Annotated in this window: 27 protein-coding genes and 1 pseudogene; 12 read left to right on the forward strand and 16 right to left on the reverse strand. The window is 46.7% G+C overall.

Going from position 1 to position 25308, the window contains the following annotated elements; genetic code table 11:
* Positions 1–35: 35 nt before the first annotated feature.
* Positions 36–854 carry a sulfurtransferase gene (locus MKY22_RS03810; protein WP_290779618.1) on the reverse strand — a complete coding sequence of 273 codons (819 nt, stop codon included), beginning with the start codon at positions 852–854 and terminating at the stop codon, positions 36–38.
* A 92-nt stretch (positions 855–946) separates the two neighbouring features.
* Here MKY22_RS03810 and MKY22_RS03815 point away from each other — a divergent pair, with 92 nt between their 5' ends.
* Complete coding sequence (locus MKY22_RS03815; protein ID WP_290779621.1) at positions 947–2683, forward strand: phospho-sugar mutase; 1737 nt, start codon at positions 947–949, stop codon at positions 2681–2683.
* Positions 2684–2821: 138 nt separating this feature from the next.
* Positions 2822–3718 carry an aldo/keto reductase gene (locus MKY22_RS03820; RefSeq protein WP_290779624.1) on the forward strand — a complete coding sequence of 299 codons (897 nt, stop codon included), beginning with the start codon at positions 2822–2824 and terminating at the stop codon, positions 3716–3718.
* A gap of 183 nt (positions 3719–3901) precedes the next feature.
* Here MKY22_RS03820 and MKY22_RS03825 read toward each other — a convergent pair whose 3' ends face one another.
* The 5 genes from MKY22_RS03825 to MKY22_RS03845 form a co-directional block, all read right to left on the reverse strand.
* Entirely contained in the window at positions 3902–4090 is a 189-nt protein-coding gene (locus MKY22_RS03825) for a hypothetical protein (RefSeq protein WP_029340924.1), read from the reverse strand.
* Positions 4091–4231: 141 nt separating this feature from the next.
* The gene (locus MKY22_RS03830) at positions 4232–4882 is read right to left on the reverse strand and encodes an amino acid ABC transporter permease (protein ID WP_023467332.1); all 651 of its coding nucleotides are present in this window, start codon (positions 4880–4882) and stop codon (positions 4232–4234) included.
* Positions 4879–5646, reverse strand: coding sequence for a transporter substrate-binding domain-containing protein (locus MKY22_RS03835; RefSeq protein ID WP_047396216.1), 768 nt, complete (start codon positions 5644–5646; stop codon positions 4879–4881). Before MKY22_RS03835 ends, MKY22_RS03830 begins: the two co-directional genes overlap by 4 nt.
* A 163-nt stretch (positions 5647–5809) precedes the next feature.
* A complete protein-coding gene (locus tag MKY22_RS03840) occupies positions 5810–6916 on the reverse strand; it encodes an ABC transporter ATP-binding protein (RefSeq protein WP_035409428.1) in 1107 nt (368 codons plus the stop codon).
* A 118-nt stretch (positions 6917–7034) separates the two neighbouring features.
* Positions 7035–7868 carry a PucR family transcriptional regulator gene (locus MKY22_RS03845; RefSeq protein WP_214860894.1) on the reverse strand — a complete coding sequence of 278 codons (834 nt, stop codon included), beginning with the start codon at positions 7866–7868 and terminating at the stop codon, positions 7035–7037.
* 74 nt (positions 7869–7942) lie between these two features.
* Here MKY22_RS03845 and MKY22_RS03850 point away from each other — a divergent pair, with 74 nt between their 5' ends.
* Positions 7943–9079 carry a DUF445 family protein gene (locus tag MKY22_RS03850; RefSeq protein WP_341086777.1) on the forward strand — a complete coding sequence of 379 codons (1137 nt, stop codon included), beginning with the start codon at positions 7943–7945 and terminating at the stop codon, positions 9077–9079.
* 20 nt (positions 9080–9099) lie between these two features.
* On the forward strand, positions 9100–9474 hold the full coding sequence (locus MKY22_RS03855; protein ID WP_023467337.1) for a YlbF family regulator: 375 nt from the start codon (positions 9100–9102) through the stop codon (positions 9472–9474).
* A 52-nt stretch (positions 9475–9526) separates the two neighbouring features.
* Here the strand turns inward: MKY22_RS03855 and MKY22_RS03860 are convergent, their stop codons facing one another.
* The 3 genes from MKY22_RS03860 to MKY22_RS03870 all read right to left on the reverse strand — a co-directional run bounded on the left by MKY22_RS03860 (position 9527) and on the right by MKY22_RS03870 (position 11846).
* The gene (locus MKY22_RS03860; RefSeq protein WP_056059948.1) at positions 9527–9739 is read right to left on the reverse strand and encodes a YhzD family protein; all 213 of its coding nucleotides are present in this window, start codon (positions 9737–9739) and stop codon (positions 9527–9529) included.
* A gap of 58 nt (positions 9740–9797) precedes the next feature.
* The gene (gene dinB / locus MKY22_RS03865; RefSeq protein WP_290779786.1) at positions 9798–10877 is read right to left on the reverse strand and encodes a DNA polymerase IV; all 1080 of its coding nucleotides are present in this window, start codon (positions 10875–10877) and stop codon (positions 9798–9800) included.
* A gap of 63 nt (positions 10878–10940) precedes the next feature.
* Positions 10941–11846: a magnesium transporter CorA family protein gene (locus MKY22_RS03870; RefSeq protein ID WP_341086789.1), complete on the reverse strand. Its 906-nt coding sequence runs from the start codon at positions 11844–11846 to the stop codon at positions 10941–10943.
* A gap of 104 nt (positions 11847–11950) precedes the next feature.
* Between MKY22_RS03870 and MKY22_RS03875 the strand changes: the two genes are divergently transcribed.
* The 3 genes from MKY22_RS03875 (at position 11951) to MKY22_RS03885 (ending at position 15690) form a co-directional block, all read left to right on the forward strand.
* Positions 11951–12871, forward strand: a complete 921-nt coding sequence (locus MKY22_RS03875) for an HD domain-containing protein (protein WP_029340932.1) — start codon at positions 11951–11953, stop codon at positions 12869–12871.
* Positions 12872–12882: 11 nt separating this feature from the next.
* A complete protein-coding gene (gene namA, locus MKY22_RS03880) occupies positions 12883–13914 on the forward strand; it encodes an NADPH dehydrogenase NamA (RefSeq protein ID WP_341086790.1) in 1032 nt (343 codons plus the stop codon).
* Positions 13915–14106: 192 nt separating this feature from the next.
* Positions 14107–15690, forward strand: a complete 1584-nt coding sequence (locus MKY22_RS03885; RefSeq protein ID WP_341086792.1) for an IS1182 family transposase — start codon at positions 14107–14109, stop codon at positions 15688–15690.
* A 97-nt stretch (positions 15691–15787) separates the two neighbouring features.
* On the opposite strand, the gene MKY22_RS03890 is transcribed toward MKY22_RS03885, so the two are convergent.
* The 4 genes and pseudogenes from MKY22_RS03890 to MKY22_RS03905 all read right to left on the reverse strand — a co-directional run.
* Positions 15788–16705: a peptidylprolyl isomerase gene (locus MKY22_RS03890; protein ID WP_050677713.1), complete on the reverse strand. Its 918-nt coding sequence runs from the start codon at positions 16703–16705 to the stop codon at positions 15788–15790.
* A gap of 259 nt (positions 16706–16964) precedes the next feature.
* Complete coding sequence (locus tag MKY22_RS03895; RefSeq protein ID WP_023467344.1) at positions 16965–17534, reverse strand: HTH-type transcriptional regulator Hpr; 570 nt, start codon at positions 17532–17534, stop codon at positions 16965–16967.
* 83 nt (positions 17535–17617) lie between these two features.
* Positions 17618–17959 carry a hypothetical protein gene (locus tag MKY22_RS03900; RefSeq protein WP_023467345.1) on the reverse strand — a complete coding sequence of 114 codons (342 nt, stop codon included), beginning with the start codon at positions 17957–17959 and terminating at the stop codon, positions 17618–17620.
* A gap of 114 nt (positions 17960–18073) precedes the next feature.
* A pseudogene (locus tag MKY22_RS03905) lies at positions 18074–18502 on the reverse strand (HIT family protein); the annotation flags it as partial.
* Positions 18503–18628: 126 nt separating this feature from the next.
* Here MKY22_RS03905 and MKY22_RS03910 point away from each other — a divergent pair.
* The 3 genes from MKY22_RS03910 to MKY22_RS17355 all read left to right on the forward strand — a co-directional run bounded on the left by MKY22_RS03910 (position 18629) and on the right by MKY22_RS17355 (position 21104).
* Entirely contained in the window at positions 18629–19681 is a 1053-nt protein-coding gene (locus MKY22_RS03910; protein ID WP_064300384.1) for a TcaA second domain-containing protein, read from the forward strand.
* A gap of 74 nt (positions 19682–19755) precedes the next feature.
* Positions 19756–20265, forward strand: coding sequence for a helix-turn-helix domain-containing protein (locus tag MKY22_RS17350; RefSeq protein WP_425589483.1), 510 nt, complete (start codon positions 19756–19758; stop codon positions 20263–20265).
* On the forward strand, positions 20250–21104 hold the full coding sequence (locus MKY22_RS17355; protein WP_445298378.1) for an IS3 family transposase: 855 nt from the start codon (positions 20250–20252) through the stop codon (positions 21102–21104). Before MKY22_RS17350 ends, MKY22_RS17355 begins: the two co-directional genes overlap by 16 nt.
* A 56-nt stretch (positions 21105–21160) precedes the next feature.
* Here the strand turns inward: MKY22_RS17355 and MKY22_RS03920 are convergent, their stop codons facing one another.
* Positions 21161–21412, reverse strand: coding sequence for a GlsB/YeaQ/YmgE family stress response membrane protein (locus MKY22_RS03920; RefSeq protein ID WP_029340936.1), 252 nt, complete (start codon positions 21410–21412; stop codon positions 21161–21163).
* Positions 21413–21445: 33 nt separating this feature from the next.
* Complete coding sequence (locus MKY22_RS03925) at positions 21446–21694, reverse strand: GlsB/YeaQ/YmgE family stress response membrane protein (protein ID WP_023467349.1); 249 nt, start codon at positions 21692–21694, stop codon at positions 21446–21448.
* Between the two features lie 316 nt (positions 21695–22010).
* On the opposite strand from MKY22_RS03925, the gene MKY22_RS03930 reads away from it, so the two are divergent.
* Complete coding sequence (locus MKY22_RS03930) at positions 22011–22745, forward strand: ABC transporter ATP-binding protein (RefSeq protein ID WP_064300383.1); 735 nt, start codon at positions 22011–22013, stop codon at positions 22743–22745.
* Complete coding sequence (locus MKY22_RS03935) at positions 22742–23878, forward strand: ABC transporter permease (RefSeq protein ID WP_341086803.1); 1137 nt, start codon at positions 22742–22744, stop codon at positions 23876–23878. Before MKY22_RS03930 ends, MKY22_RS03935 begins: the two co-directional genes overlap by 4 nt.
* A gap of 60 nt (positions 23879–23938) precedes the next feature.
* On the opposite strand, the gene MKY22_RS03940 is transcribed toward MKY22_RS03935, so the two are convergent.
* On the reverse strand, positions 23939–25234 hold the full coding sequence (locus MKY22_RS03940) for an ammonium transporter (protein ID WP_341086806.1): 1296 nt from the start codon (positions 25232–25234) through the stop codon (positions 23939–23941).
* Positions 25235–25308 lie beyond the last annotated feature (74 nt).

Raw genomic sequence — 25308 nt, forward strand, 5'->3', positions numbered from 1 at the left:
AGACACTGACAGATGTTTCTGTCAGTGTCTGATGCTTACGAACGGGAGACATCTTCACCACGGCTGACCCAATCACTATAAGAGCCGGCGTAAAGCCGGACATCGGTTTTCCCAAGTGAATGGAGAGCAATGACATTTACACACGCTGTCACGCCACTTCCACAATAAAGGATAGGGGCTGTGACCGGTAGGATGTCGGCGTACAATTCTTTCAAATCTTCCGCGTCCCGTAAGCGACCATCTGGTGAGAGTGCTTGTTCGAAGAAACAATTCACGGCACCTGGAATGTGACCGGCGACGTGATCGAGTGGTTCGATTTCTCCACGGTATCGATTGGGTGCACGGGAATCGATGATCATCGTTTCTGTCAGCTGATGCTTTAGCTCTTCGAATGAGACAAGCATCTCATCTTGAAAACGAGGCGCGTACTGGGACGGTTCATAAGTAGGGACGTCGTCCGTGACCGGAAGATCGAACGCTAGGTAAGAGGAGAATCCGCCCTCAAGGACGACGACACGCTCATGTCCGATCCATTTAAATAACCACCAGGCACGAGCGGCATACGGAAAACCATCGTCATACAAGACGACGAAGTCTTCCGGTGTCACACCATGCTGTTCCAGTGTGTGTTGCCACGCTTCTTTTGAAGGAAGCGGATGCCGACCGCCGACTTCATCGATGGGACCGGAAAGGTCAGTCGTTAAATCCAGGTGCTGTGCACCTTCGACGTGTTGTTCCAAAAAAGCATTTCGTCCATATTCAGGTTGTTGCAAGTCATATCGGCAGTCAAACCAGCGAATCTGATCCGTTCGGACGAGCTGTTGAAGATCTGCCATTTGAATCGTAGGAAACATGCCTCATCACCTTACCCTTTCTAGTGTTAATCATATGAAAGGTATCGCATCATCGCAAGTCTTACCCTCATTTAAAAAGGAGTCGATTTACCATGTCATGGAAAGAAACCTATCAAAAATGGAATCAGTTCGCTGATTTAGACAGTACATTAAAAGAAGAGTTAGTCACGTTAGCAACGGATGAAAAAGCAGCTGAAGAAGCATTTTATAAAGAACTCGAGTTCGGAACAGGTGGTATGCGTGGGGAAATCGGTGTCGGGACGAACCGGATGAACGTATATACGGTCCGAAAAGCATCACAAGGGTTCGCGGCATTCATTAAGGCGTCGGGGGAAGAAGCGGCAGCAAAAGGAATCGTCATCGCACACGATTCACGCCATTTCTCACCAGAATTTGCCCTAGAGGCGGCACGGACGCTCGCAAGCAACGGCATCAAAGCGTATCTGTTCGACGGTCTACGTCCGACACCGGAACTTTCGTTTGCGGTTCGGTCTTTACAAGCGTCGGGCGGGATCGTCATTACGGCGAGTCACAACCCACCAGAGTACAATGGCTACAAAGTATATGGAGATGACGGTGGACAACTTCCGCCAAAAGAGGCAGATGAACTCGTTTCGTACGTCAGCCAAATCGAAGATGAGCTATCGATTGAACTGGAGCAAGAAGAAGTCCTTCGCGCGAACGGTTTGATCGTCCGTGTCGGAGAAGAGCTCGACGAGGCGTATCAAGAAAAATTACAAACGATTCGTGTCTTACCTTCGATTCAATCGGAATTAGCGGATCCACTTAAAATCGTCTTCACACCACTTCACGGAACAGGTCTTGTGCCGGTAACAGAAGGCTTGAAACGGTATGGATTCGAACACGTGACAGTCGTTAAGGAGCAAGCGGAACCAGACGGTGCGTTCCCGACCGTGACGTCGCCGAACCCGGAAGAACATGCTGCCTTTAAACTGGCGATCGAATATGGTGACCGGACAGATGCCGACATCTTGATTGCGACGGATCCCGATGCCGACCGTGTCGGAGTCGCAACACGTGATGCAGACGGAGAATGGACAGTCCTGACAGGGAATCAGACGGGAGCGTTATTGCTCGACTACATCCTTTCACAAAAAGCGGCGCAAGGAACACTGCCAGCGAACGGATTCGTCGCGAAGACGATCGTTACGTCGGAACTCGGCGCGTTGATCGCACGTCACTATGATCTCCACGTCGAGAATACATTGACAGGCTTTAAGTTCATCGGGGAAAAAATCAAACAATATAACGCATCGGGTCAATATGAGTATCTCTTCGGATACGAGGAGAGCTATGGTTACCTTATCGGTGACTTCTGCCGAGACAAGGATGCCGTCCAAGCGTGCTTGTTAGCTGCTGAGATGGCTGCGTACCATAAGAAAGAAGGACGGACGCTCTATGAGGCATTACAGGCGATTTACGAGCAGTTCGGGTACTTTGAAGAGTCACTTCGCTCTCTGACACTCAAAGGGAAGGATGGCGTGGCACAGATCGGTCGTATCATGGATACGTTCCGTGAGAATCCGCCAAAACAAGTGGCTGGAGAACAGGTCGTCTTATTCGAGGACTATGATGCGAGTATCGCCCACGATTTGAAGACACATCAACCTTCACCGATCAACTTGCCAAAATCCAACGTACTGAAGTTTACGCTTAGCGATGGATCATGGTTCTGCCTTCGTCCATCGGGTACGGAACCAAAAATCAAATTCTACTTCAGCGTCACGTCACCAGATGCTGCTGAGACGACACGGAAACGTCAGCAGATCGAAGATGAAGTCATGCAAGAAGTCGAACAAATTCAATAAGTTCCATGCAGGATCACGTCATCGACGGGGTCCTGTTTTTTGTCTGAGAGCATCAAAAAGTGAAATTCGTGCAACCGGTACCATTTTAAGATACAGTAAACGAGGTAGAGTTTATATGATAGAGGAGTTAGAAGACAGATGGAACGGATTCAACTAACAGAAGATTTATCATTCTCACGCATCATTCACGGCTTATGGCGATTGAATGAATGGGAGATGACGAAGGAAGAGCGGCTCGAATTGATTGAAGCATGCCTTGCTTTAGGAATTACGACGTTTGATCACGCAGATATCTATGGCGATTACACGAATGAACGCTTATTCGGAGAAGCGCTTGCTTTAAAACCGGAGTTACGTGACCGAATGGAGATCATTACGAAGACGGGCATCAAGATGAAAGGGAATCATTTCTCGGATCAGTCGTTGTCATTCTACGATACGACGAAAGAGCATATCATCAAACAAGTCAACCGTTCTCTTCAAGAACTCGGTGTCGAGTACGTGGATACGTTGTTGATTCACCGTCCAGATCCGTTGATGGACCCGAACGAGATTGCTGAAGCGTTCGTAGAGTTGAAGGACGCAGGAAAGGTACGGACATTCGGTCTCTCGAACCATACACCTGCGCAACAAAGTCTCATTCAGTCGCGCTTACCATTCATGCTCGTGACGAACCAACTCGAGTTGTCGGTTTCGGAACTGAAACATTTCGAGGACGGATCCGTTGATCTCTGTCATGAAAATGAGATGCCGTTGATGGCATGGAGTCCGCTTGCGGGCGGTCGTCTCTTCAAGGACGAGCAATATGCACCGTTACGCGAAAAATTAGCGGAGATCGCAGAGACGATCGGGGCAGAAGAAATCGACGAAGTCGCATATGCATGGTTGCTCAAACATCCAGCACGTATCATGCCAATCGTTGGTTCTGGTAAGATTGAACGCATCGAATCTGCGGTTCGTTCGACGAAATTGTCGTTGACACGCGAACAGTGGTTTGAGATTTTGAAGGCATCACGTGGTCGTGACGTCGATTAATTGATTTTGAGATAGAAGCGGATCAATGCGTAAATTGTCCGTTAGCGAAATAAAGTGAGAGGATCGTTTCCGATATATCATCCGGAAGCGATCCTTTCTTTCGCTTACGTATAGAACATATGTCAAAAAGTAAACAAAAAAAGCCCCATCTCAAGGGGGAGGAGAGATGGGGGATCTATGAGGTTAAGCTTCTAAGCGAAGCATCTCCTGACGATATTTATCTAAACGATCTTTACTTGCTGAAACGGCAGCTTGGTCATTGGCTTGAATCGCATCGAAGAGCGTACTGAGCTCATAATCGATTTCGAGACGTAGCACTGGAATTCGCTGCTCTGCATCTTGTCTACGGAAAGCTTCAATTACTTGTTTCATCTCGGCCACGCTCCTTTGTAATTTGTCAGATAATTCTGATTTTTATTAGTATACTTGATTATTCCCGGATTGCCTAGTGCTAAACCTAAAAAAATCTAAAAAAACACACTTGAAATCCTGACGGTTCCAAGTGTGGAAAATTCATTCTGGAATGCTGAATCGTGCCTCTAAGCGATGTTGAACACTTTGAATGAGCGTTGACATGATCCAGTAAATCGCAGCTGAGAATAGCAGCAACGGCATGACGAGATACGTCGTAGCTGAAATCTGGTCAGAGACGTATGTCAATTCTTCGACAGCAACAATCGTACCGAGTGATGTCGATTTGATGATATCGATGACAGAGTTTGAAAGCGGTGGAATCGCCCGAGATAGTGCTTGCGGCAAGATGACGTCCTTGAATGTCTTACGACGCGGAATACCGAGCGAATCAGCGGCTTCCCATTGTCCACGATCGACAGAGGAGATGGCAGCTCGGAACGATTCTGAGATATACGCAGAAAAGTGAAGCGATAAGCCGAAAGCGAGAGCTTGGAATCCAGTCAATTGAAGGACAACGAGACCATTGTATAAAATCAGGATTTGTAACAGCAATGGTGTTCCTCGGAAGAAGGAGACGTATAAACGTGCAAAACCGCTAAAGACGGCAAGACGGCTATCACGCATGACGGCAAGAATCAACCCGAGAATAAGCGCAAAGACGATGGCGAGACCACTTGCTAGAAGGGTCGTACCAATCGCCTTTGCGTAGACGTCCGAGTTATCCCGGACGATCGTCAGTAATTCACTCACTTACTGATATCCTCGTTGAAATACTTCTCACCGATTTTTGCAAGAGTGCCGTCTTCTTGCATCTCAGCGAGTGCTTTATTAAAGTCTTCTGTATACTTGCTGTTTTTCGCCATCATGAAGCCTGATTCGTTCTTATCGAACGTCTCACCGACCGCTTTGACTTTATAGCCTGCTTTTTTCAGCTCCGTTAAAACGAAGAGACGATCGTTCATAGCAGCATCAACACGACCTGCTTCAAGATCTTTTAAGACTTGGTTCGCACCTTTGTAGTACTTCACTTTCGCGCCAGCTTCTTCAGCCGTTTTGGCATAAAGTGAACCTTGTGTCGAACCGACTGTCTTTCCTTTTAAGTCGTCGAGTGTTTTGATGTCGTTCGTTTTATTGTTGACGATGATCGTTGAACCAGAGACCGTATACGCATCAGAGAAAGCGTATTTTTCTTGGCGCTCAGGCGTGATTCCCATTTGGTTCGCGATCACATCGATCCGTTTTGAATCGAGTGCTGGGATGAGTCCTTTGAAGTCCATCGCTTTGTAATCGACTTTATAGCCGGCACGTTTTGCGACTTCGTTCATGACGTCTACGTCATAACCTGTCAATTTTCCTTTTTCTTTATACGTGAAAGGTGGGTACGTTGCTTCTGTACCGACTGTAATAACTTTTGACTCTTTATCAGAACCTGCGTTGTCGTTCGAAGCGCCGCATGCTGCAAGCACCCCCGCTGTCGATAATGCTGCTACAGCTAATTTCAAACCGTGTTTCATAGCGCTCTCTCCTTTATAAATGAATGATTTCAATTCCTAGTTTTCGAATAGGATTAATTTTAAGCTACAAGCAGTATCATACAAAGTTACAGGAACGTCTGTCAATAAAAAAGACTGCCCTTAAAAGGACAGTCTGAAACATCGGAACTGATTAATGATGCGATTAACGGATCGTTGCTTCTGTTGAAGCATCGAAGAAGTGTGCTTTTGTCATATCAAAGAAAAGATCAAGCTGCGATCCCATCTCGACGTGTGAACGAGAATCAACACGTGCCGTGAACGCTTGTTGCCCGACTTTTGAGTAGAGGTAAGACTCTGCACCCATCAATTCGGAGACTTCGATATGTGCTGGGAAGCGGTGTGCTGTTTTCGTATCTTGGTAGATCAATTCCGCATGGATGTCTTCTGGGCGAATTCCGAGGACGAGATCCTTGTTCGTGTAACCACGGTCACGGAGAACTTTCATTTTCCCTTCTGGTACTTCGAACTTCTCTTCTGTTCCTGAAACGTGGAAGAGACCGTCTTCTGCTAATTTACCTGTCAAGAAGTTCATCGATGGTGAACCGATGAATCCGGCGACGAACATGTTATCCGGGTGATCATAGACTTCTTTCGGCGTACCGACTTGTTGAATGATACCCGCTTTCATGATGACGATTCGTGTCGCAAGCGTCATCGCTTCCGTCTGATCGTGCGTAACGTAAATCGTCGTCGTCTCAAGACGTTTGTGTAACTGAATGATTTCCTTACGCATTTGTACCCGCAATTTAGCATCTAAGTTCGAGAGCGGCTCATCCATCAAGAAGACTTTAGCATCACGAACGATGGCGCGACCAATCGCTACCCGTTGACGCTGACCACCAGAAAGTGCTTTTGGCTTCCGCTCGAGATATTCTTCAAGACCAAGGATACGAGCTGCGTTATCGACGCGTTGTTTGATTTCATCTTTCGGGAACTTCCGAAGCTTTAATCCGAACGCCATGTTATCGAAGACGTTCATGTGTGGATACAGCGCGTAGTTTTGGAAGACCATCGCGATATCGCGATCTTTTGGCGCTACATCGTTCATGCGTTTACCGTCGATGATGAAATCCCCACCTGAGATTTCTTCGAGCCCAGCGATCATCCGGAGCGTCGTTGATTTACCGCAACCTGATGGTCCGACGAAGACGATGAATTCTTTATCTTTAATGTGAAGGTTGAAGTCATCAACCGCTTTTGCATCACCTGAGTAGATTTTATCGATATGTTCAAGACGAATTTCAGCCATGTGTAGTTCCCCCTAATGTAAATGATGAAATAATAACGCTTACAAGATTTAGTATAAAAGAAGTCAGGGAGTCTGCCTATGGACAACCTGACTAAATGCAAACGTTTTCAATTAGGCATCATGCTACAAGAAGTAAGGTATAGAGGAAAGTAGCACCTTCAAATGAGCGAACATCGATTCCAGTCTGCTCCGTCAACCGGTCGAGTCGATACTGGAGGCTATTTCGATGTAAGAATAGATGTTTTGCTGTCAGAGAGACGTTCAAATTAGCTCGACAAAAAGCAAGGATCGTCTCACGAGACTCTGGCTCGAGGGAACGGATGAACTGATCGACGAGTGTCGCGCGATGCCGATCATCTAGACTTGCAAGACGGATCATGGCAGGCAAGAAACGTTCGATTTGCATCGAAGGAACGAAAGCAAGCGCTGCTTGTTCAAGTTGGAACTGAACGGCGATATCACCTGCAGCACGTTGTTGACCAAGCAATACCTTACCGTCTAGTACAAAATCAGATTGTAATGCTAAAAATAAATCGGATAGTTCGGACTCGATGACAAACTCTTCGCGTTCAACGACCGTGAAGCGGTGTGTGCTAAAAGGAATAAGGATGCTCGTCTGCGAAAAGAAAGAGGAGAGCAATTGTTGAATTTCTTCACTTGTCCGTTCATCGGTTGGATTGAACAAAAAGTGGACAAGTCGGAACGACTGATCTTCGAGGGCATGAGCAGATTGGATACGCTCTCGCCATAAATCGATATCAGATCGCGACGTCGTAATGATGCGTTCAGCGAATACATCAAGCAGTTGTTGTTCGCGGTCAGAGATGGCGGTCGCCTTGATTCCAAAACAGAGTCCATCTTCAAGGCGATATACGCTATACTGTTCCTGGCAATATACATTCGGATCGGTCGTAAGCTGGTCATTGAATACAGTCATCAGTTGTCGTAACACACGGCATCACTCCTAAATCGTACATAACTATCTCGACTTTACCATAAGTCGAAAATCGGAAGGAATGATAACTTATGTCAGATACGTTTTTACTCGTATTGAAACTTGTCGGAATCATTGTCATTGGTGCCCTGATTGGCACAGTCACGAATCATCTAGCGATTCGGATGTTATTTCGACCACTTGAACCGAAATACATCGGAAAATTTCGCGTACCCTTTACCCCGGGTCTGATTCCTAAACGGCGGGATGAACTGGCAGCGAATCTCGGACGGACGGTCGTCAAGCATCTTTTGACGCCAGAAGGGATCGGGAAACGTCTCGCATCACCAGCTGTTCGTGGAGCCGTCACGCGACTTGTCGAACAAGAAGTCATGAAATGGACACGCTCGGAAGAGACGACGGAAGCGTGGATTAGTCGCTTCATCGACGAACCCAAACAACGGATCCAAGGGAAAATCAGTTATCACTTGGAGCAGGAGTTTTCGCTCCTCATGGGTAAATGGCGTAAAAAATCCGTACGCGAGTTAATCGGGGAAGCCGGAGAACAAAAAATCGAGGAGGTCATGCCAAGACTCGTCACATCCGTATTGCACCAAGCAGAGGAATATTTTGATGGACCAGAAGGACGTCTACAACTCGAGGAAACGGTTGCTCGTTTCATCCAACAGCGTCTCGGAGGTGGGATGTTCGGGATGTTGCTCGCGAACGTCAACGTCGTTGATATGATTCAGCCGGAGCTGAAACGGGTACTTCAATCAGAGTCGACGTCTCAGTTCATCCTTGCCTTATTACGTCAGGAATGGCAAAAGGGACTGGATCGTCCACTGTCGTCTTATATGACAGAAGAGACGGAGTCACGGATTCGACAGACCGTCAAAGAACAAGTCTTGGCGCGTTTACCGATTGAATCGATGCTTGCTACACCATTACGCATCTGGTTGAATCCACTCGAAGCACAATTACTCGAGCAACATGTTCCTGTCGTCATCGATCATCTATTCGAACGGACGACGAATCAAATCGGGCAAATCTTGCAGACACTCGATCTCGAAACGATTGTTCGAGAAGAGGTAGGTTTGCTGGATACTGCATATCTCGAGGAAATCGTCTTATCGATTTCCAAACGGGAATTCCGGGCTATCACTTGGCTTGGAGGGTTGTTAGGTGGTTTAATTGGATTGATACAGGCGGGGCTTTATCTCGTCTAAACAAATTGGAGGTTTTACTCATGGCAGAAACAAACTTATACGATCACGCGTACACACTGGAGCGTGCATTACGTGAAACTTCGGAGTACACGACATTAAAAGACTTGTACACGCAAGTTAACGCGGATCCGGAATCAAACGAATTGTTCGCATCGTTCCGTAACATCCAACTCGAATTACAACAAAAACAGATGCAAGGTGAAGAAATCACACCAGACGATATGGCGTCTGCTCAAACAAAGATGCTCGAAGTACAAAACAACCCATTAATCAGTCAGCTGATGCAAGAAGAGCAACGGATGCACACGATGTTGACAGAAGTCACACAAATCATCATGAAGCCGTTAGAAGAACTCTACGCGCCAATGATGGAGCAACAAGACGACGTTCAATAAGTCATCAAAAAGGAAGACGCGCCATTATGGCCGTCTTCCTTTTTTGTATGGCTCAAGAGGAAGCAGGAACGATTCGTGGCAAGTAAGCGCGCTCGAAATGAATCAAACGACCTGAACGTGTGACGCGAGCGGCATGATGAGCGTACCCACTCTCATTGAGACGCCGAATCCCTTCTTCTCGAGCTTGTCCATCAGTTTCTGCTTCAAAAACGTCATCGAGTAACGTTTCACCACGATCTGAAAAGACTGTAATCGTATACTGCATACTTGTTCCTCCCTTGTCTGATCGGTCTTGTATTTAGTATAGTGAATAACCATTCATTTTACAAGCGCAAGTCTAAGTCTTGCCACGTCAACTGTCGCGCAGCGGGAGGAGTAGTCAGGTGACTGACCGTCATACCAATCAAGCGGATCGGTCCGTCGAAGGTGATGCCATTGAAGAGTTTCGTTGTTTCCTCAAGTAATCGTTCTTCGTCCGCCGTCTCTTCTGAAAATGTATGCCGTTTCGAACGTGACTGGAATGTATCGGTCTTCCACTTGATCGTGATCGTTCGGCAGACGAGTTCTTTTTTTTGAAGACTCGCAATGACGGATTTTGATTCTCGAATCAACGTCTCGAATATCGTATCGATATCCTCCGTATCTTCTTCGAAGGTCGTCTCAGAACCGATTGATTTTCGCTCGCGTTCCGGACGAACGGGACGTTCATCGATGCCATGCGCCATTGCATGCAGTTCCGTTCCGCGATCGCGTCCGAGCAATGCTCGTAATTGTTCGACCGGCATTGCTTGGACATCTGCGACGGTTTCAATTCCTTGTTTTCGTAACGCTTGTTCCGTGACTTTTCCGACGCCATGTAAATCTCCAATTTTTAATGGAGACAAGAAACTGATGACGTCCTCTGGAGGAACGACCGTCAACCCGTTCGGCTTCTCGTATCCGGAAGCGACCTTCGCGACGAGCTTAGAGTTCGAAACACCAGCAGAGGCTGTCAGACCTGTCCGTTCTTTAATTTGCTGAAGAACATATTGCGCGATATAGGTCGCACTTTTTTGATCAAAATAATTTTCCGTGACGTCGAGGTACGCTTCATCAAGCGAGAGAGGCTCGACGAGCGGTGTCACTTCTCGGAAAAGCGCCATAATTTGCGCACTGACAGCCCGGTAGACGTCAAAGCGGGGACGAATGAAGACCGCACGAGGGCAGAGCTGAAAGGCGCGTCGTGACGGCATCGCGCTATGAATCCCGTATTTCCGTGCTTCATAGGAACAGGTCGCTACGACACCGCGTGCATGAGGTGGTCCACCGACGACGACAGGAACACCTTTTAATCGAGGACGATCGCGTTGCTCGACGGAAGCGTAAAAGGCGTCCATATCAATATGAATGATTTTTCGTTCCATCGGACAAGCGTCTCCTTTCAGTAGATATGATACAATTAGTATAACGAACTTATGTTCTGATATCTATTTTTTTGGTCGACTGTTCTTTGGCATCCGAACAAGAGCGCCTAACCATCCGCGCCAGCGCATCCAGTAGAAGATGCCACCGGTCGAGAGAAAGATCAGTCCTAGGGATAGGGCGTAACCGTATTTCCATTCTAATTCCGGCATGATTTTAAAGTTCATCCCCCAAATCGCACCGAGGGCCATCGTTGGTGTCGCGACGGCAGTAAAGATCGTTAATGCCTTCATGATTTCGTTTCCACGGAAGTTCGAGACGGTCGTCGATAAGTCGAGCAGGACCTCAATGTCTTTTTGATAATGTTCGATGAGCATCAACAGACGGCGGACACGTATCGTAGCTAGTTTCAACGAGAGATCCTCGAGATACGCGTCCTCATCGAGAAATGATTCTTCGCCAGCCATGACGAGCTCTTGAAACGGAACGATTAAATCGGACCAGTTCTCGATCGTGTCGCGTAAAGCGAAGATGCTATCGAGTGAATCTTCATTGATGCTACCGCGCAGTTCATCTTGTCTTGAGAACAGTTCCGTCTCAAACTGATCGATACCGGCAAAATACGTGTTCAGCTGTAAAGCAAGAATCGTATAAAAAGCCGCAAAGGGATGCGCGGGAGAATAGGGAGCGACCAGGGACACGATTGAATCCGACAATCCGATTGTGATGAGTTTTTCTTTCGTTACGTAAAAGCAAATCGAGCGGCGGTCAGTTTTGTCGACAGGATTCTGCCAGGTGACGACAGCGCCATAGAGAACCCCTTTTTCCGAGCGGGTGAAGTTCATGTCTTTCGATCGCAACTGTGTGACCCAGTCCATTTCTGATTGGTCGACGGCAGCCGTCGGAAAGGTTTGTTCATAGTCAGCTAAATCGAGATAGCGGGACCAATTAAATTGAGGTTCCAGTTCCATGTTCATGACTCCCATATAGTAGAATGAAATAGTATATGCCTTAAGTGTAGTCAATGGAATATAAAAAAGACACCTATTTTACAGATAAAGGACGTGTTTCAAGTATGAAAGGAATCGGTAAATTAGCAGTTGGAGAAACGCTCGATCAACGAGCGATGATCAAGCAAGCAGTCAAAGGAATTGCAGCAAATGGGAAACCATACTTGACGCTCATCTTGACGGATAAGACAGGCGAAATCGAGACGAAGATGTGGGATACGAGTGATCTTGAAAAATATGCGCCGAAATCAATCGTCCATGCTGCTGGAGAAGTCATGGACTATCGGGGACGGACACAACTCAAGCTCAAACAAATCACGGTCCTAGAGGAGACGAATGTCGAGGACTACGTCCAATCCGCACCGATTCCGCGAGAGCAGATCGAGACGGAAGTACTCGCGTTCGTAGAATCGATTCAGAACAGTGATATGAAAAAGCTCGTTAAACATTTGATTACTTCACGATTTGACGCCTATTTCACGCATCCGGCAGCGGTCAAGAACCATCATGCTTTTTACTCGGGGCTGTCATACCACGTCCTTTCCATGTTGCGTCTAGCGGATCAAATCGCTCAACTCTATCCGACCTTAAACCGTGACGTGCTAATCAGTGGCATCATTCTGCACGATTATGCGAAAATCAAGGAGTTATCCGATCCGGTTGCACCGGAATATACGTTGCCTGGTAAACTCGTCGGTCATATTACGATGATGGTAGCGGAACTTGAAAAAGTCGGAGCAGAATTACAAATTGACGCAGAAGTACTGACGGTCTTGCAACATCTCGTCTTAAGTCATCACGGACGACCGGAATGGGGTTCTGCTGTCGCACCACAGATGCGCGAGGCAGAAGTCTTGTTCTTGATCGATAACCTTGATGCACGGATGACGATGATGGATCGTCTCCTTGAATATGTCGAGCCAGGACAGTTCTCGGAACGATCATTCGCACTAGATAATCGTGCTTTTTACCGTCCGAAGCTATAAGGGGGAAAAAGATGAAGACGAAGTTGTTTGATACGGTTCAACTCGGAGCGTTGACATTCCGAAATCGGGTCATCATGGCGCCGATGTGTATGTACAGTGCAAAAGAAGATGGACTCGTTACGGATTGGCATGTCACGCACTATGCAACCCGTGCGATGGGTGGTGTCGGTGGCGTCATCTTAGAAGCGAGTGCTGTTACGCCAGACGGTCGCATTTCAGCCGGTGATCTTGGAATTTGGTCAGATGCGCATATCGAAGGCTTACAACGGATCGCAGAGCAAGTCAAAGCAGCGGGTGCCAAAGCAGGCATTCAACTGGCCCATGCCGGGCGCAAAAGCACGACGGCAGAACCACCCCTTGCACCGAGTGCTTTACCGTTTGATGATACGTATACACATCCACGAGCATTAACGCTTGAGGAAATCGCGACGATCAAACAACAGTTCATCGATGCAGCACTGCGTGCGGAACGAGCAGGGTACGATTTCATTGAAATTCATGGGGCTCATGGTTACTTATTGAACACGTTCCTCTCTCCGTTATCAAACGTTCGTGAGGACCAATACGGTGGTTCGATTGAAAATCGGATGCGCTTGTTGCTAGAGATCATTGATGGCATTCAAGCCGTTTCCAAGCTCTCGATTTGGGTCCGGATTTCAGCAGCGGATCACGCAACAGGGGGAATGACGGCGACGGATTATATTCCACTCGCAAAAGAACTAGCTGCACGTCACATCGATTTACTCGACTGTAGTTCAGGTGCTGTCGTCGCTAATGCCGTACCGGAAGTGTATCCAGGCTATCAAGTGAGCTATGCGGAAGAGTTGAAACGAGAGACGGGTATTGCAACAGGCGCGGTTGGATTGATCACGACAGCTGCCCATGCAGAAGAAATCGTCCGTAACGGTCGAGCAGATATTGTCCTGCTCGCACGTGAACTACTTCGCCAACCTTACTGGGTCTACCATGCGGCAGCCGAACTAGGAGACACGGTCGCCTTGCCGAAACAATACGAACGGGCACCGATCCGGACGGTTCGTTAACTATTAATCATATGAAAAAACGACACAAAAAGAGGCTGGGACATAACTCAGTTTCACAAACAAAAGGCCCTCGAAACGACTATACGTTTCGAGGGCCTTGTTCTATGAAGAAAAACCGATTCTGAATAAACAAATAAGGACAACCTCTGATAAAGTTAAAGTGACCAAACCATAACCATCGGAGGTGCCCTTATGTTTAAAGATTATAACATGAACCAGCTGGTTCTGCCCTTAGATTTAGAAGTTCGTCTTCAAGAAAACGATATCGCGTTCGCTGTCCACCATCTCGTCGAATCCATTCCAGACGATGTGTTCGAGCCTTTCATGCGCACGACAGGATGCCCGGCTTACCATCCACGCATGATGATGAAAATCATCTTATGTGCCTACACACAATCGGTCTTCTCCGGTCGGAAGATTGAAGGATTACTATCCGATAGTCTGCGGATGATGTGGCTAGCACAAGGGAATGCGCCGAGCTATCGTACCATCAACCGTTTTCGAGTGCATCCCGCAGTCACTCCGATATTGAAGCAAGCCTTCGTTACCTTCCGTTGCCATCTCGTCGAGATGGGAGAAATCAATGAAGAAGCCATCTTTATCGATGGTACAAAGTTAGAGGCGAATGCGAACCGATATACCTTTGTTTGGCGGAAATCGATTGAACGTCATAGTGCGTCTCTCGTGGACAAATCGAATCGTATCTATGACAACCTCGTCGAACAAGACATCCTACCGGAAATTGAACGAGAAAGCCCGGACGAGCTCACTCTCTCAGAACTCGAACACATGGGTGAAGCTGTAGACGCACATATCGCTTCCATCAACCAAAAAATCGAGGCGAGTACGGACACTCAAGAAAGAAAACGTCTGCGTTCTGAACGGAAGGAACCACGTCTCCTTCGAAAGGAGATTACAGATTTCATCGAGCGGAAACAGAGATACGCCCTTCAAAAGAGGACGCTCGCTGGACGGAACAGCTATTTGAAAACGGACACAGACGCGACGTTCATGCGAATGAAGGAAGATCATATGCAAAATGGACAACTCAAACCAGGCTATAACGTTCAAATCGCGACCGAAGGACAATACACACTCGCTTATGATATTTATCCGAATCCGACGGATGCCCGGACGTTACTCCCCTTTTTAGATGAGGTCAGCTCATATTTACCACTACCACCGCATATCGTTGCGGATGCCGGCTATGGGAGTCAGGAGAATTATCAGGATATTCTGATGCGCCGTGGGCGCATTCCACTCATCCCTTACACGATGTTCGAAAAAGAAAAGTCGCGAAAATGGCGCAACGATCCCTTTAACACAGCGAACTGGTCTTACGATGAAACGGCGGATCGGTTTGTGTGCCCGAATGGACAGGACGTAACGTTCCGTTACATGTCCAAGAGAACAGATCGTTACGGATTCACGCGTGATTTCAAGGTGTATGAAAGTGAAGGGTGTGATGGCTGCCCGTTCCGCTCCCGTTGTACAAAGGCCGAAGAAGGGCGTCACCGACAGGTACACATAAACACTTCATGGGAAGAACAAAAAGAACAGATGAAAAAATGGCTTTCAGATCAAAAAACAGGATCCCTCTATGCGAAACGGAAGATAGACGTGGAACCAGTTTTTGGATATCTGAAGGCTAATTTGAGTTTCACTCGCTTTTCTGTGCGAGGAAAAGCGAAGGTGAAGCGTGAGCTCGGCTTCATCCTCATGGCCGTAAATTTGAGGAAATGGCTCATCCAAAGCGTTGCCCGAAGGGCAGCTTGACGAGAGACGATGAAAAAAGAAGGAATTGCACATCCTGAGTGATGGCAATTCCTTCTTTTCGTTAAATTCAGCTAGTTATGTCCCAGCCTCTTTTTGATTACTGCTGTTGTTGTTGCATCATCTGTTGTTGCATTTGTTGTTGTTCTTGTTTGTCTAAATCAAAAGCATCCTTGAAGTCTTTGTTTTCGATTTTAACATCGTATTCTTTCATGAGTGAACGGTAGATATCGTTCGGGTTGACTTGTGCTGCTTTTTCTTCAGCAAGTGCTTTTTTGATGCGTGATTTTTCTTTATCAAGTGTAAAGTCTTTCTTTTCTTTACGATCGACTACTTTGATGATGTGGTAACCGAACTGTGTTTTAATTGGATCGGAGATTTTACCTTCAACGCCATCCTTGAACGCATAATCTTCGAATTCCTTGACCATTTTACCTTTTGTGAAGTATCCAAGGTCTCCACCTTTTGTACCGCTACCTGTATCTGTTGATTTCTCTTTTGCGAGTTTCGCGAAGTCCGCGCCGTCATCCAATTGTTTTTTAATGTCTTTTGCTTCTGACTCTTTCGCAACGAGGATATGGCTTGCTTTAACTTCGACTTTTTCTTGGTCAAAACGCTCTTGGATTTCTTTATCTGTTACTTTTGATTTCGCAGATTTTGCTTCCGTTAAGAGCATTTGTGTGCGAAGAACTTTCTCGAATTCTTTTTCATTCTTGATTCCAGCAGATTTCAATGTTGTACTGAACTGCTCTTTATCCGGGAACTGGTCCTTTGTCTTCTTGACTTCTGCTTCGACTTCTTTATCCGTGACTTCTTTGCCGTATTTCTTCTCAAGCAATTTGTTCATCGTTTGCTGGAAGGCGATTTGAGCACCAGCTTTTTCGTATGCTTCTTCTTGGACGTCAGCCTTGTTGACTTCGCCACCTTTGTAATTGATGACGGCTTCGTCATTTGATCCACATGCTGCTAACGTAAATACACTTGCGACTGCTGCTGCGCCTAACAATTTCTTTTTCATACATACACCCCTAATTTACCATTTATTTCAACCGTTTTATCATATCATATTCTCGTCTGGTTGACAGCTGTATCTTGTCATGCCGAGAGATACTTGCTCTTTTCCATGCTATCACATCCAAGTAGCCGATTGAGGATAATTTTTATGGGAAATTGTGAGGGAAATAACGCTCTTGAGACATAGTAGTAATGTCCTTGTCATGAGGAAAAAAGACCTAAAAAAAGCATTCTAGCTAGAGGCTAAAACGCTTTTAGTAAGGTTATGCTTTTTTGATTGAGTCCATGACTGGATCTTGAGGGCGACGATCTGCTTCTTCTGTGATCATCTTTGATGTCTCAGCGAATATGTCCATGAAGCTGTCGCCATACAAGCGACGTACGATCGCAGAAATGTCCGTTAATTCCGGGAACTTTCCGTACAGTTCCTGAAGAGGAAGTGATGCACGGAAGACACCGTTTTCTTCAGGGCGGAACGCTTGAATCGTCTCAAGCAAGAGTGATTCGCCCTCTGGTGTCAACTGGACGTAGGTATTTCGTTTATCTGTTTCCTTTTTTGAGAACGTCAACAGTCCGCGGTCTTCTAACTTCTTCGAGAAGTTGAACGCCGTCGAGACGTGCATGACACCATACTTCGCAATCTCTGAAATCGAGGCACCGCCTAGCGCGTGCGAAATCCACAAGATATGATGTTCATTGATGTTCAGATCAAAAGGCTTGATCCAATTTTGCCAATCTTTTTCTACCGTTTTCCATAGTGCTTTGCTTAACTGGACAATCTTGTGGCTATACAACAAAGCCTCTTGTCCAGGATATAACTTTTCGTGTTCCATATCTGACTCATCCTTTCGAAAGGTGACAATGGCTCAAACGCGCAAAATGCAAACTATACAAAAACAAATCGAAGCAACGGATCTTACTTTTGTGGAGAAAGCTGGTCTGCTTCCTGTTTCGCTTCATCAGCGAGAGACTGGATCTTCGTGAGCGATGCTTGGACTTCCGTTTGGTATTCCGAGACGCTCTGCATGACTTCTTCTTTGAAGTGCATACCAGACGCTTTTGCTGTCTCTACTAAGTTCTTGCCCTCCTGGGTCAAATCCTGCACATTCGTTACGATTGTAGAATAAGAATTTCGACGTTGATGACCGTTCGAAGAGTCGCTTTTCGTACCTTGGCGAAGCGCCTTCAGACCGTAAAAAGTCACAAGTGTTAGCGTAGCACCAAAAGCGACCCAGTTACGGGCGGGACGCTTCGACATATTGAACCTCCTTTTTAATATTAAAATATTTGTTTCATATTATTTTACCGAAAATCGAATGAAAGAAACCTATTTCGGCAATATTTTTCTAAGAATAGAAGAAAAAGAACAGACTTAGATGCGAGAAGCAATCGAGTTAGCGAGTTCAGCCAATTCCTCTACCGTGTAATCGTCATTATGAACTTCCCATTTCGCGCCGAAACCGTCTTGTTTATCGTGACGCGGAATGAGGTGCAGGTGGAAGTGGGAGACCGATTGACCCGCTACTTTTCCTGTATTCGATAAGAGATTCATGCCAGCTGCCTCTGTCTCTTGTTGAAGCGCACGACTGATTTGCGGGATCGTCGCAAATACGTCTTGTGCTTGTTCAGGAGAAAGATCATACAAATTATCGGCATGTTGTTTTGGGATGACGAGCGTATGTCCTTTCGTCACTTGTGACAAATCGAGGAAGGCGAGAACTTGTTCGTTCTCGAATACGATATGACCAGGGACTTCTTTGCGAGCAATTTTACAGAAAATACATGACTCTTTTTGCATGGAACGTTCACTCCTTTGGGTAAGATAACATTAGTATACGGAAAGTTTCCGACTTCCGCACGATTGACAGTCAAATTGAACCCGATACACTTAGAAACATACAGCTACTGAAGGGAAGGAGCGAACTGCATGGCATCACGAGTAGCCTCGACGGCACAAAAAAAACGAAAACGGCGTCTGCTCGTCGGTAGCGTTATCGTCGTCGGTCTTTTCTTATTCGTTGCCTTTTGGTTTGGGCGTAACATGCAAGAAGCGGCGAAAATGGAGAAAACAGACGAGCGTCTTGCTACCTTGTTAAAGGAAAAGGATCAGCGTGGATTCCAAAAGCTAGTCACGATGAACGATAAGTCACTACCGATGAGTGAGGCGACGCGACTCGTTAATTGGTTGACGGCTGATGCAGAGCGGACGGACCGGGTCATCGCACAAGTCAAACAGGATCAAGACGCAGGTAAGCAAGTGAAGACACATCTGTTTTCGTTACAAGAAGAGGATGGATGGCTTTGGTATGACCGGTACTCTCTCGATGTGAATCCTCAACGGTTAACCGTTTCGAGTGATCTACCGGGAACAAAGGTTTCACTAGATGGAGAAGAAGTCGGGACGATCGATCAGAAATCCCTTGAAGTCAAGCGTTCTCCTGGAGAGTACGATGTTCAAGTAAGTGCGGAACAATCAGGACAGACCGTCCAGGAATCAAAGACTGTACAACTCGGAGATGAACCGAACGCGACAGTCGACTTTAAATTAGCTGATCGGTTCAATACGACCGTTTCGAACGAATATGCAGTCGATATCAAAACGTTACTTGAGACGGAAGTGAAAGCCCGGACTGGAAAAAGTATCGATACGATGACTGGCTATCTTGGACGTTCGCGTGACTCGTTTGAGAATACGTTCGGCACGCCTGATTCGACCGTTGCCAATCGAGCGCGGTACGATGGATATGAAGTAACCTATCAGTCGGGGCAGGTGGAAGAATTGTTAATCCGATTGAATAAGACTCCGGATGAACTGGAAGCCATCGCTGGAAAACCAGAACGAAAGAAGCGAGAGCAAGTCGGTACGGTTTGGGAATATCCGTCTAGTTTTCTCGAAGGTGTGTTCGAATGGTTGAATCTGCGAGCAGAAAAACGTGTCGTCGAGCGAGAAGACGGCATGTGGTTACAATTAAAAGACTAAAAAAATCCTCGGACAGAACGTGAACTGCCCCATAAAAGTTGGACATAAAATCCAACTTTTATGGGGTGTTTTTTATGGTCAAATATACAAAGGCGTTTAAAGTCCAAGTCGCTGAGCGTTATCTAACAGGACGAGACGGATACCGAGGTGTGGCGAAAGAATTCGGGATAGCGCATAACCTGGTCCGTGAGTGGTCACGTCTCTATGAGCGTTGGGGGGAAACGATCTTCGATCCTTCCTATACAACACACTCGCTGGCATTTAAACTGGAGGTATTAAACGACATGGCGACCAATAAGCTGTCCAATAGAGAGACGGCCGTAAAATACCGAATTTCCTCCCCGGGGATGATCTCGAGATGGCGATCGACGTATGATCGGGAAGGGACCGCAGGTCTGGTCGCCAGACCGAAAGGACGTGCCCCGATGGCGAGACGCAAGAAGAAGGAATTTGAAGAGATGACAGAAGTCGAGAAGCTCAAAGAGCGGATCGAGTATCTCGAGATGGAGAACGCTGCGTTAAAAAAATTGAAAGCCTTGGTTCAAGAAGAGAATGCGCGACGAACCGGATCAAGGCACAAGTAATCGATGAATTGCGATCAATCTATCCCGTTCCGGGACTCCTCCGCGTGCTCGGTATGGCACGAAGCGTTTATTACTATTGGCGGACGCGCCTGACGGGCGAAGACAAGTATGCGGAAGTGAAGGCGGCCATCCATACCCTCTTCCACGAACACGAAGGACGATGTGGCTATCGTCGCATCCACGCACTTCTCGAACGCCAGGGCTTCCGGCACGATCCGAAGACCGTGCGCCGTCTCATGAACGAACTCGGTCTCAAATGTCTCGTCCGCATGAAGCGATACCGCTCCTATAAAGGACGGGTCGGAAAGGTCGCACCGAATCTTCTTCAACGTGACTTCAAGGCCACCGGTCTGAACCAGAAATGGGTGACTGACGTCACTGAATTTCACCTGTTCGGAGAGAAGCTCTACCTTTCTCCGATGATGGACTTGGGAAACCGTGAGATCATCGCCTATACCCTATCGGACCGTCCTACATATCGATTCGTTGGCGAAATGTTAGATCAGGCAATCGGGAAGCTCGACGGAGAGGCGCGCCCAATCCTTCATTCCGATCAAGGGTGGCATTATCAATACAGAGCGTTCACTGGTACGCTCCACGAGCACGGCATTACGCAAAGCATGTCCCGTAAGGGCAACTGTCTCGACAACGCAGCCATCGAAAGCTTCTTCGCCGTGCTCAAGTCAGAGCTCCTGTATCTCAAGGAGTTCGATGACATGGACCACTTCAAATGTGAGCTCGAGCGTTACATCGAGTACTATAACCATCGTCGTATCAAGAGACGACTAAAAAACCTGAGCCCGGTTGAATACCGGACTCAGGTCCTCAAGGTCGCCTGACAAATTATTTATTGTCTAACTTTTTTGGTTCAGTTCAAACGTCCGAGGATTTTTGGTTATCGTTTATTCACCGCACGGAGAATGAACGATACGATGAGGATAAGAATGATAGCTCCGAGTAAAGCAGGTACGATTGCGAATCCAGCAACCATTGGACCCCAATCTCCGAATAATGCTTGACCAATCAATGCACCAACGAAACCAGCGATGATGTTACCGATAATACCACCTGGAACATCTTTACCTAAAATCAAGCTTGCTAACCAACCAATAATACCACCGACGATTAATGCCCATAAGAATCCCATTTAAGACACTCCTTTTCAATTTAAGATATATGATTACTTACGTACTGCCCGGAGAATAAGTGAGACGATGAAGATCAAGATGACTGCTCCGAGAATAGCCGGAATGACTGCGAAACCAGCGATTTTTGGTCCCATTGAACCAAAGATGGCTTGACCGATCATCGAACCGATGAAACCAGCGATAATGTTACCGATGATGCCACCCGGCACATCTTTCCCGATAATTAAACTTGCGATCCAACCGATGAGACCACCAATGATGAGTGCCCATAAGAAACCCATTTTAAAACATCTCCTCTACATATTAGTTTTACCTGTTTTCAGGCAGTTATAAACACGTGCGAAAATGAAAAAATCTGAAATCGTTCATTCTTTAAATGACTAGACAATTAGACCACTTGATAGAGAATGAATGGACGATTCATTGATTTCACTTTCAATTTACATGTAAATCGTTTTCATATATTGATGTAACGATTACACTTAGAGTAATTGCCGAAAAAACAAGTATTAAAACATTATATTTTAAAAAACTAGGCGTTAAGCTAGAAAAACGAAGCAAATCTACTTTACGATGAGCCTAAAGGGAGTGGCGAACATGTTATTAGATATCAAAGGTTTATCAGGTGGATATGGATCGAAAACCGTCCTTCATGACATTAGTATCGAAGTGGATCGGGGTGAACTCGTTGGTTTAATTGGTTTAAACGGTGCTGGGAAATCGACGACGATCAAGCACATACTCGGTCTTTTGCCAGTCAAGACGGGATCAGTTCGAATCAATGGAATGGATTTAGCAACGAACGAAACCGAGTATCGTCGTCAAGTTGCATACATTCCAGAACAACCGATGTTATATGAACAACTGACATTACGGGAGCACCTTCGTCTGATGGCGCAAGGATATGATGTCGAAGAAGCGATCGCGACAGAACGCGCGCAACATTACGCTGAACGACTTCGGATGACGAAGCAACTCGAATGGTTTCCAAGTGTCTTCTCAAAAGGAATGAAACAAAAAGCGATGATCTTGTGCGCACTCGTCACAGGGAGTGAGCTGTTGATCGTCGATGAACCGTTTGTTGGACTAGATCCGCTCGCGATTCGCGAGTTATTACAGATTTTTAGTGAACTCAAGCAAGACGGTAAAGGTATTTTAATGTCGACGCATATCCTTGAGACAGCAGAACGGCATTGTAATCGTTTCGTACTCTTACATGAGGGTCACATTGCAGCGGAAGGGACGACAGCTGCTTTACGCGCACGATATGGATTACAAGATGGAACACTAGATGATCTGTACGTCGCTGCAATCGAGGAGGCGGAACGATGAGCAGCCAGTCCTTATGGAGGGAACGGTATCAGGCGGCGATGACCGAGACGGTGAAATACACAAGGTATATGGCGAATGGTGGACTATTATTCACCGTGTACTTCGTTATTTTGTACGGTTTAGTCGTATACGGTCGTTTCCTCGACCAACTCGATCCATCGTTTCCTGGTCGGTTCGTCATGGCAGCCTTGTTTCTGATTTTACCGCTCTACCGGACGAGTCGGACGTTTCTCGTTGAGGCGGACCAAGTGTTTTTGTTACCGGTATTAGCGAAGTTATCAGGGTTTATGCAACAAGTACGAGCGTACAATGCGGTCTTTGGTATCATCCGTGCCGTGATTCCATTTTTAGCTGTCGTTGTTCTCTATGTTCGAACGGAACAGACGACACCACTTGAACTTGTTTTACTTGGGGTAGCACTTGGACTGTTCGGAGCAGCAGCGAACTTATCAAAACTTGAAGGAATTGCACATCGGACGGTGCTGTTATATGCGTTCGGAGCGGCACTTCTCGTCATCATCGATATGGCGTGGATGGCGATCGTCGTCGCACTTCTCTTAATGGTCGTCCTTCATCTGAAGCGTCAGGATCATCTTCCTCTACGCGAATGGATTTCACTTGAGCAGGAATCGCGCGATCGATTTTATCGATTAGCGAATTGGTTTGTCGATGTGCCGCATCTATCGGCAACGTATAAACGCCGTCGTCTCTTAAGTAACATGGTCGAGCGGATTCCATATCGAGCGCAAATGACATTCGATTACTTGTATGTCAAACAGTTCATCCGGAGTGGAGACGGGATCGGATTGATTGTTCGTTTGACGTTAATTGGAGCTGTTTTCATGTGGTTGGCAAGTGGAAATGTTTGGTTCGTCGCCTTAGCGATTCCAGCGTTCGGAGGACTAACTAGTTTTCAGTTGGCGCCATTCACGAAAGCAGTCGATCAGCATCTTTTGACTCGTCTATTACCATTTGGAAATGCCGTACTGGCGAAACGGAAAATCATCCGCTTCGCAGCAATCAGTCAATGTATCGTACTGACACTTATTGGATTCTTTTTAAGCGGATCCATCTATGTCGTTGGTGGAGCAGCGTTGGCACTTGTGATTGGTGAATACTACGCTCGAAAGTAATAAACAAGAAAGAGCCTACGCGATGAATCCATCGTGTAGGCTCTTGTTCTTTACTAATTATTAATTGACACGTTCGTTTGAGAGGTCTTCTTCAACCATACGTAATTCTTTGCTGACAGGAGCAGGGAGATCGTAAGAAGATTGACCATGTTCTGCAACATCCAGTCCGCGGAGTTCATCTTCGCGTGTGATCCGAAGACCAATCGTAAGGTCGAGAACTTTTAAGAATGCGTAACTTAAGACGCTGACGATGACGACGGCAAAGACGACACCAAGTGCTTGAACGCCGAGTTGCGTAAAACCGCCACCATAGAAGAGACCAGCTTGTCCGATCCCTGTGATTTCAACGAGTCGTGGTGAAGCGAAGAATCCAGTTGCGAGTGTACCCCAGATACCAGCGACGCCATGAACGGAGAAGGCACATAATGGATCATCCACACGGCTTGCGAGAAGAATGCTCGTTCCATATGTGATCACACCAGCGAGGAAACCGATGACGACAGCTGCCCACGGTTCGACGAAGGCACAGGCTGCTGTGATGGCAACGAGTGCAGCTAACACGCCGTTGATGATCGAAGGGATATCTGCGACACGACGGTGCCAGAATGAGATGGCAAGAGCACCGAGGGCACCTGCTGCAGTCGCAAGTAACGTCGTCAAGGCAACGTAACTAAAGAATCCATCGGCAATCGTTAGTGTCGAACCAGCGTTGAAGCCGAACCAACATAACCAGAGGATGAAGGCACCAACGACAGAGTAGATGACGTTGTGTCCAAGTAACGGTGTTTTTTCAGCACCGATTCGTTTCTTGAGCAGTAAAGCGGCAACGAGTGCGGCAATTCCACCTTGCAAGTGAACGACCGTTGATCCAGCGAAGTCTTGCATCCCGAGCGAACCAAGGAATCCACCTGCCCAAACGGAACGTGCGATGATCGGATAGATGATAGCAACGAAAAACGTTCCGAACAACAGGTAGACGGATAATTTAGCACGTTCTGCGAATCCGCCCCAAGCGATCGCGAGGGAGACAGCGACGAATGAGAGTTGGAAGAGGAACTTCACATCAATCGTGATGTTCGACCAATCAAGACTGCTGAATCCTCCTTGTAAGAAGAATCCTTCCGTTCCGATAATGGAATTACCATCACCGAACGTCAATCCGAATCCGATGGCCCAAAAGGCGAGGGCGGCAACTGAGAAGCTGATGATCTGTTTGACAGCGACGTGCCCTGCGTTCTTCGCCCGTAACATTCCTGTTTCTAAAAGTAAGAATCCGATTTGCATCGTAAAGACGAGCAGTGCTGCGAATAAGACATAAAACGTATCGACTGAGATAGCGAGTTGTTCCAGTTTCATTGTCGTTCCTCCTTTATCCATTTAAAGTATGTGTTTACTTTAGACGGAAATACTTTCAAAGAAACGTGTTGTGT

The sequence above is a fragment of the Exiguobacterium sp. FSL W8-0210 genome, assembly GCF_038006045.1.
In the GTDB taxonomy this organism is placed as follows: Bacteria; Bacillota; Bacilli; order Exiguobacteriales; family Exiguobacteriaceae; genus Exiguobacterium_A.

Coding starts and splice junctions, on each gene's coding strand:
- MKY22_RS03910 (WP_064300384.1), top strand. CDS start 18,629: ATGGCATCACGAGTAGCCTCGACGGCACAAAAAAAACGAAAACGGCGT.
- dinB (WP_290779786.1), bottom strand. CDS start 10,877: ATGGAACGAAAAATCATTCATATTGATATGGACGCCTTTTACGCTTCC.
- MKY22_RS03835 (WP_047396216.1), bottom strand. CDS start 5,646: ATGAAACACGGTTTGAAATTAGCTGTAGCAGCATTATCGACAGCGGGG.
- MKY22_RS03855 (WP_023467337.1), top strand. CDS start 9,100: ATGGCAGAAACAAACTTATACGATCACGCGTACACACTGGAGCGTGCA.
- MKY22_RS03875 (WP_029340932.1), top strand. CDS start 11,951: ATGAAAGGAATCGGTAAATTAGCAGTTGGAGAAACGCTCGATCAACGA.
- MKY22_RS03925 (WP_023467349.1), bottom strand. CDS start 21,694: ATGGGTTTCTTATGGGCACTCATCATTGGTGGTCTCATCGGTTGGATC.
- MKY22_RS03900 (WP_023467345.1), bottom strand. CDS start 17,959: ATGTCGAAGCGTCCCGCCCGTAACTGGGTCGCTTTTGGTGCTACGCTA.
- MKY22_RS03885 (WP_341086792.1), top strand. CDS start 14,107: ATGTTTAAAGATTATAACATGAACCAGCTGGTTCTGCCCTTAGATTTA.
- MKY22_RS17350 (WP_425589483.1), top strand. CDS start 19,756: ATGGTCAAATATACAAAGGCGTTTAAAGTCCAAGTCGCTGAGCGTTAT.
- MKY22_RS03840 (WP_035409428.1), bottom strand. CDS start 6,916: ATGGCTGAAATTCGTCTTGAACATATCGATAAAATCTACTCAGGTGAT.
- MKY22_RS03810 (WP_290779618.1), bottom strand. CDS start 854: ATGTTTCCTACGATTCAAATGGCAGATCTTCAACAGCTCGTCCGAACG.
- MKY22_RS03940 (WP_341086806.1), bottom strand. CDS start 25,234: ATGAAACTGGAACAACTCGCTATCTCAGTCGATACGTTTTATGTCTTA.
- MKY22_RS03920 (WP_029340936.1), bottom strand. CDS start 21,412: ATGGGATTCTTATGGGCATTAATCGTCGGTGGTATTATTGGTTGGTTA.
- MKY22_RS03825 (WP_029340924.1), bottom strand. CDS start 4,090: ATGAAACAAGTAATTGAAGCTTTCCGTAGACAAGATGCAGAGCAGCGA.
- namA (WP_341086790.1), top strand. CDS start 12,883: ATGAAGACGAAGTTGTTTGATACGGTTCAACTCGGAGCGTTGACATTC.
- MKY22_RS03935 (WP_341086803.1), top strand. CDS start 22,742: ATGAGCAGCCAGTCCTTATGGAGGGAACGGTATCAGGCGGCGATGACC.
- MKY22_RS03820 (WP_290779624.1), top strand. CDS start 2,822: ATGGAACGGATTCAACTAACAGAAGATTTATCATTCTCACGCATCATT.
- MKY22_RS03870 (WP_341086789.1), bottom strand. CDS start 11,846: ATGGAACTGGAACCTCAATTTAATTGGTCCCGCTATCTCGATTTAGCT.
- MKY22_RS03860 (WP_056059948.1), bottom strand. CDS start 9,739: ATGCAGTATACGATTACAGTCTTTTCAGATCGTGGTGAAACGTTACTC.
- MKY22_RS03895 (WP_023467344.1), bottom strand. CDS start 17,534: ATGGAACACGAAAAGTTATATCCTGGACAAGAGGCTTTGTTGTATAGC.
- MKY22_RS03890 (WP_050677713.1), bottom strand. CDS start 16,705: ATGAAAAAGAAATTGTTAGGCGCAGCAGCAGTCGCAAGTGTATTTACG.
- MKY22_RS03850 (WP_341086777.1), top strand. CDS start 7,943: ATGTCAGATACGTTTTTACTCGTATTGAAACTTGTCGGAATCATTGTC.
- MKY22_RS03815 (WP_290779621.1), top strand. CDS start 947: ATGTCATGGAAAGAAACCTATCAAAAATGGAATCAGTTCGCTGATTTA.
- MKY22_RS03930 (WP_064300383.1), top strand. CDS start 22,011: ATGTTATTAGATATCAAAGGTTTATCAGGTGGATATGGATCGAAAACC.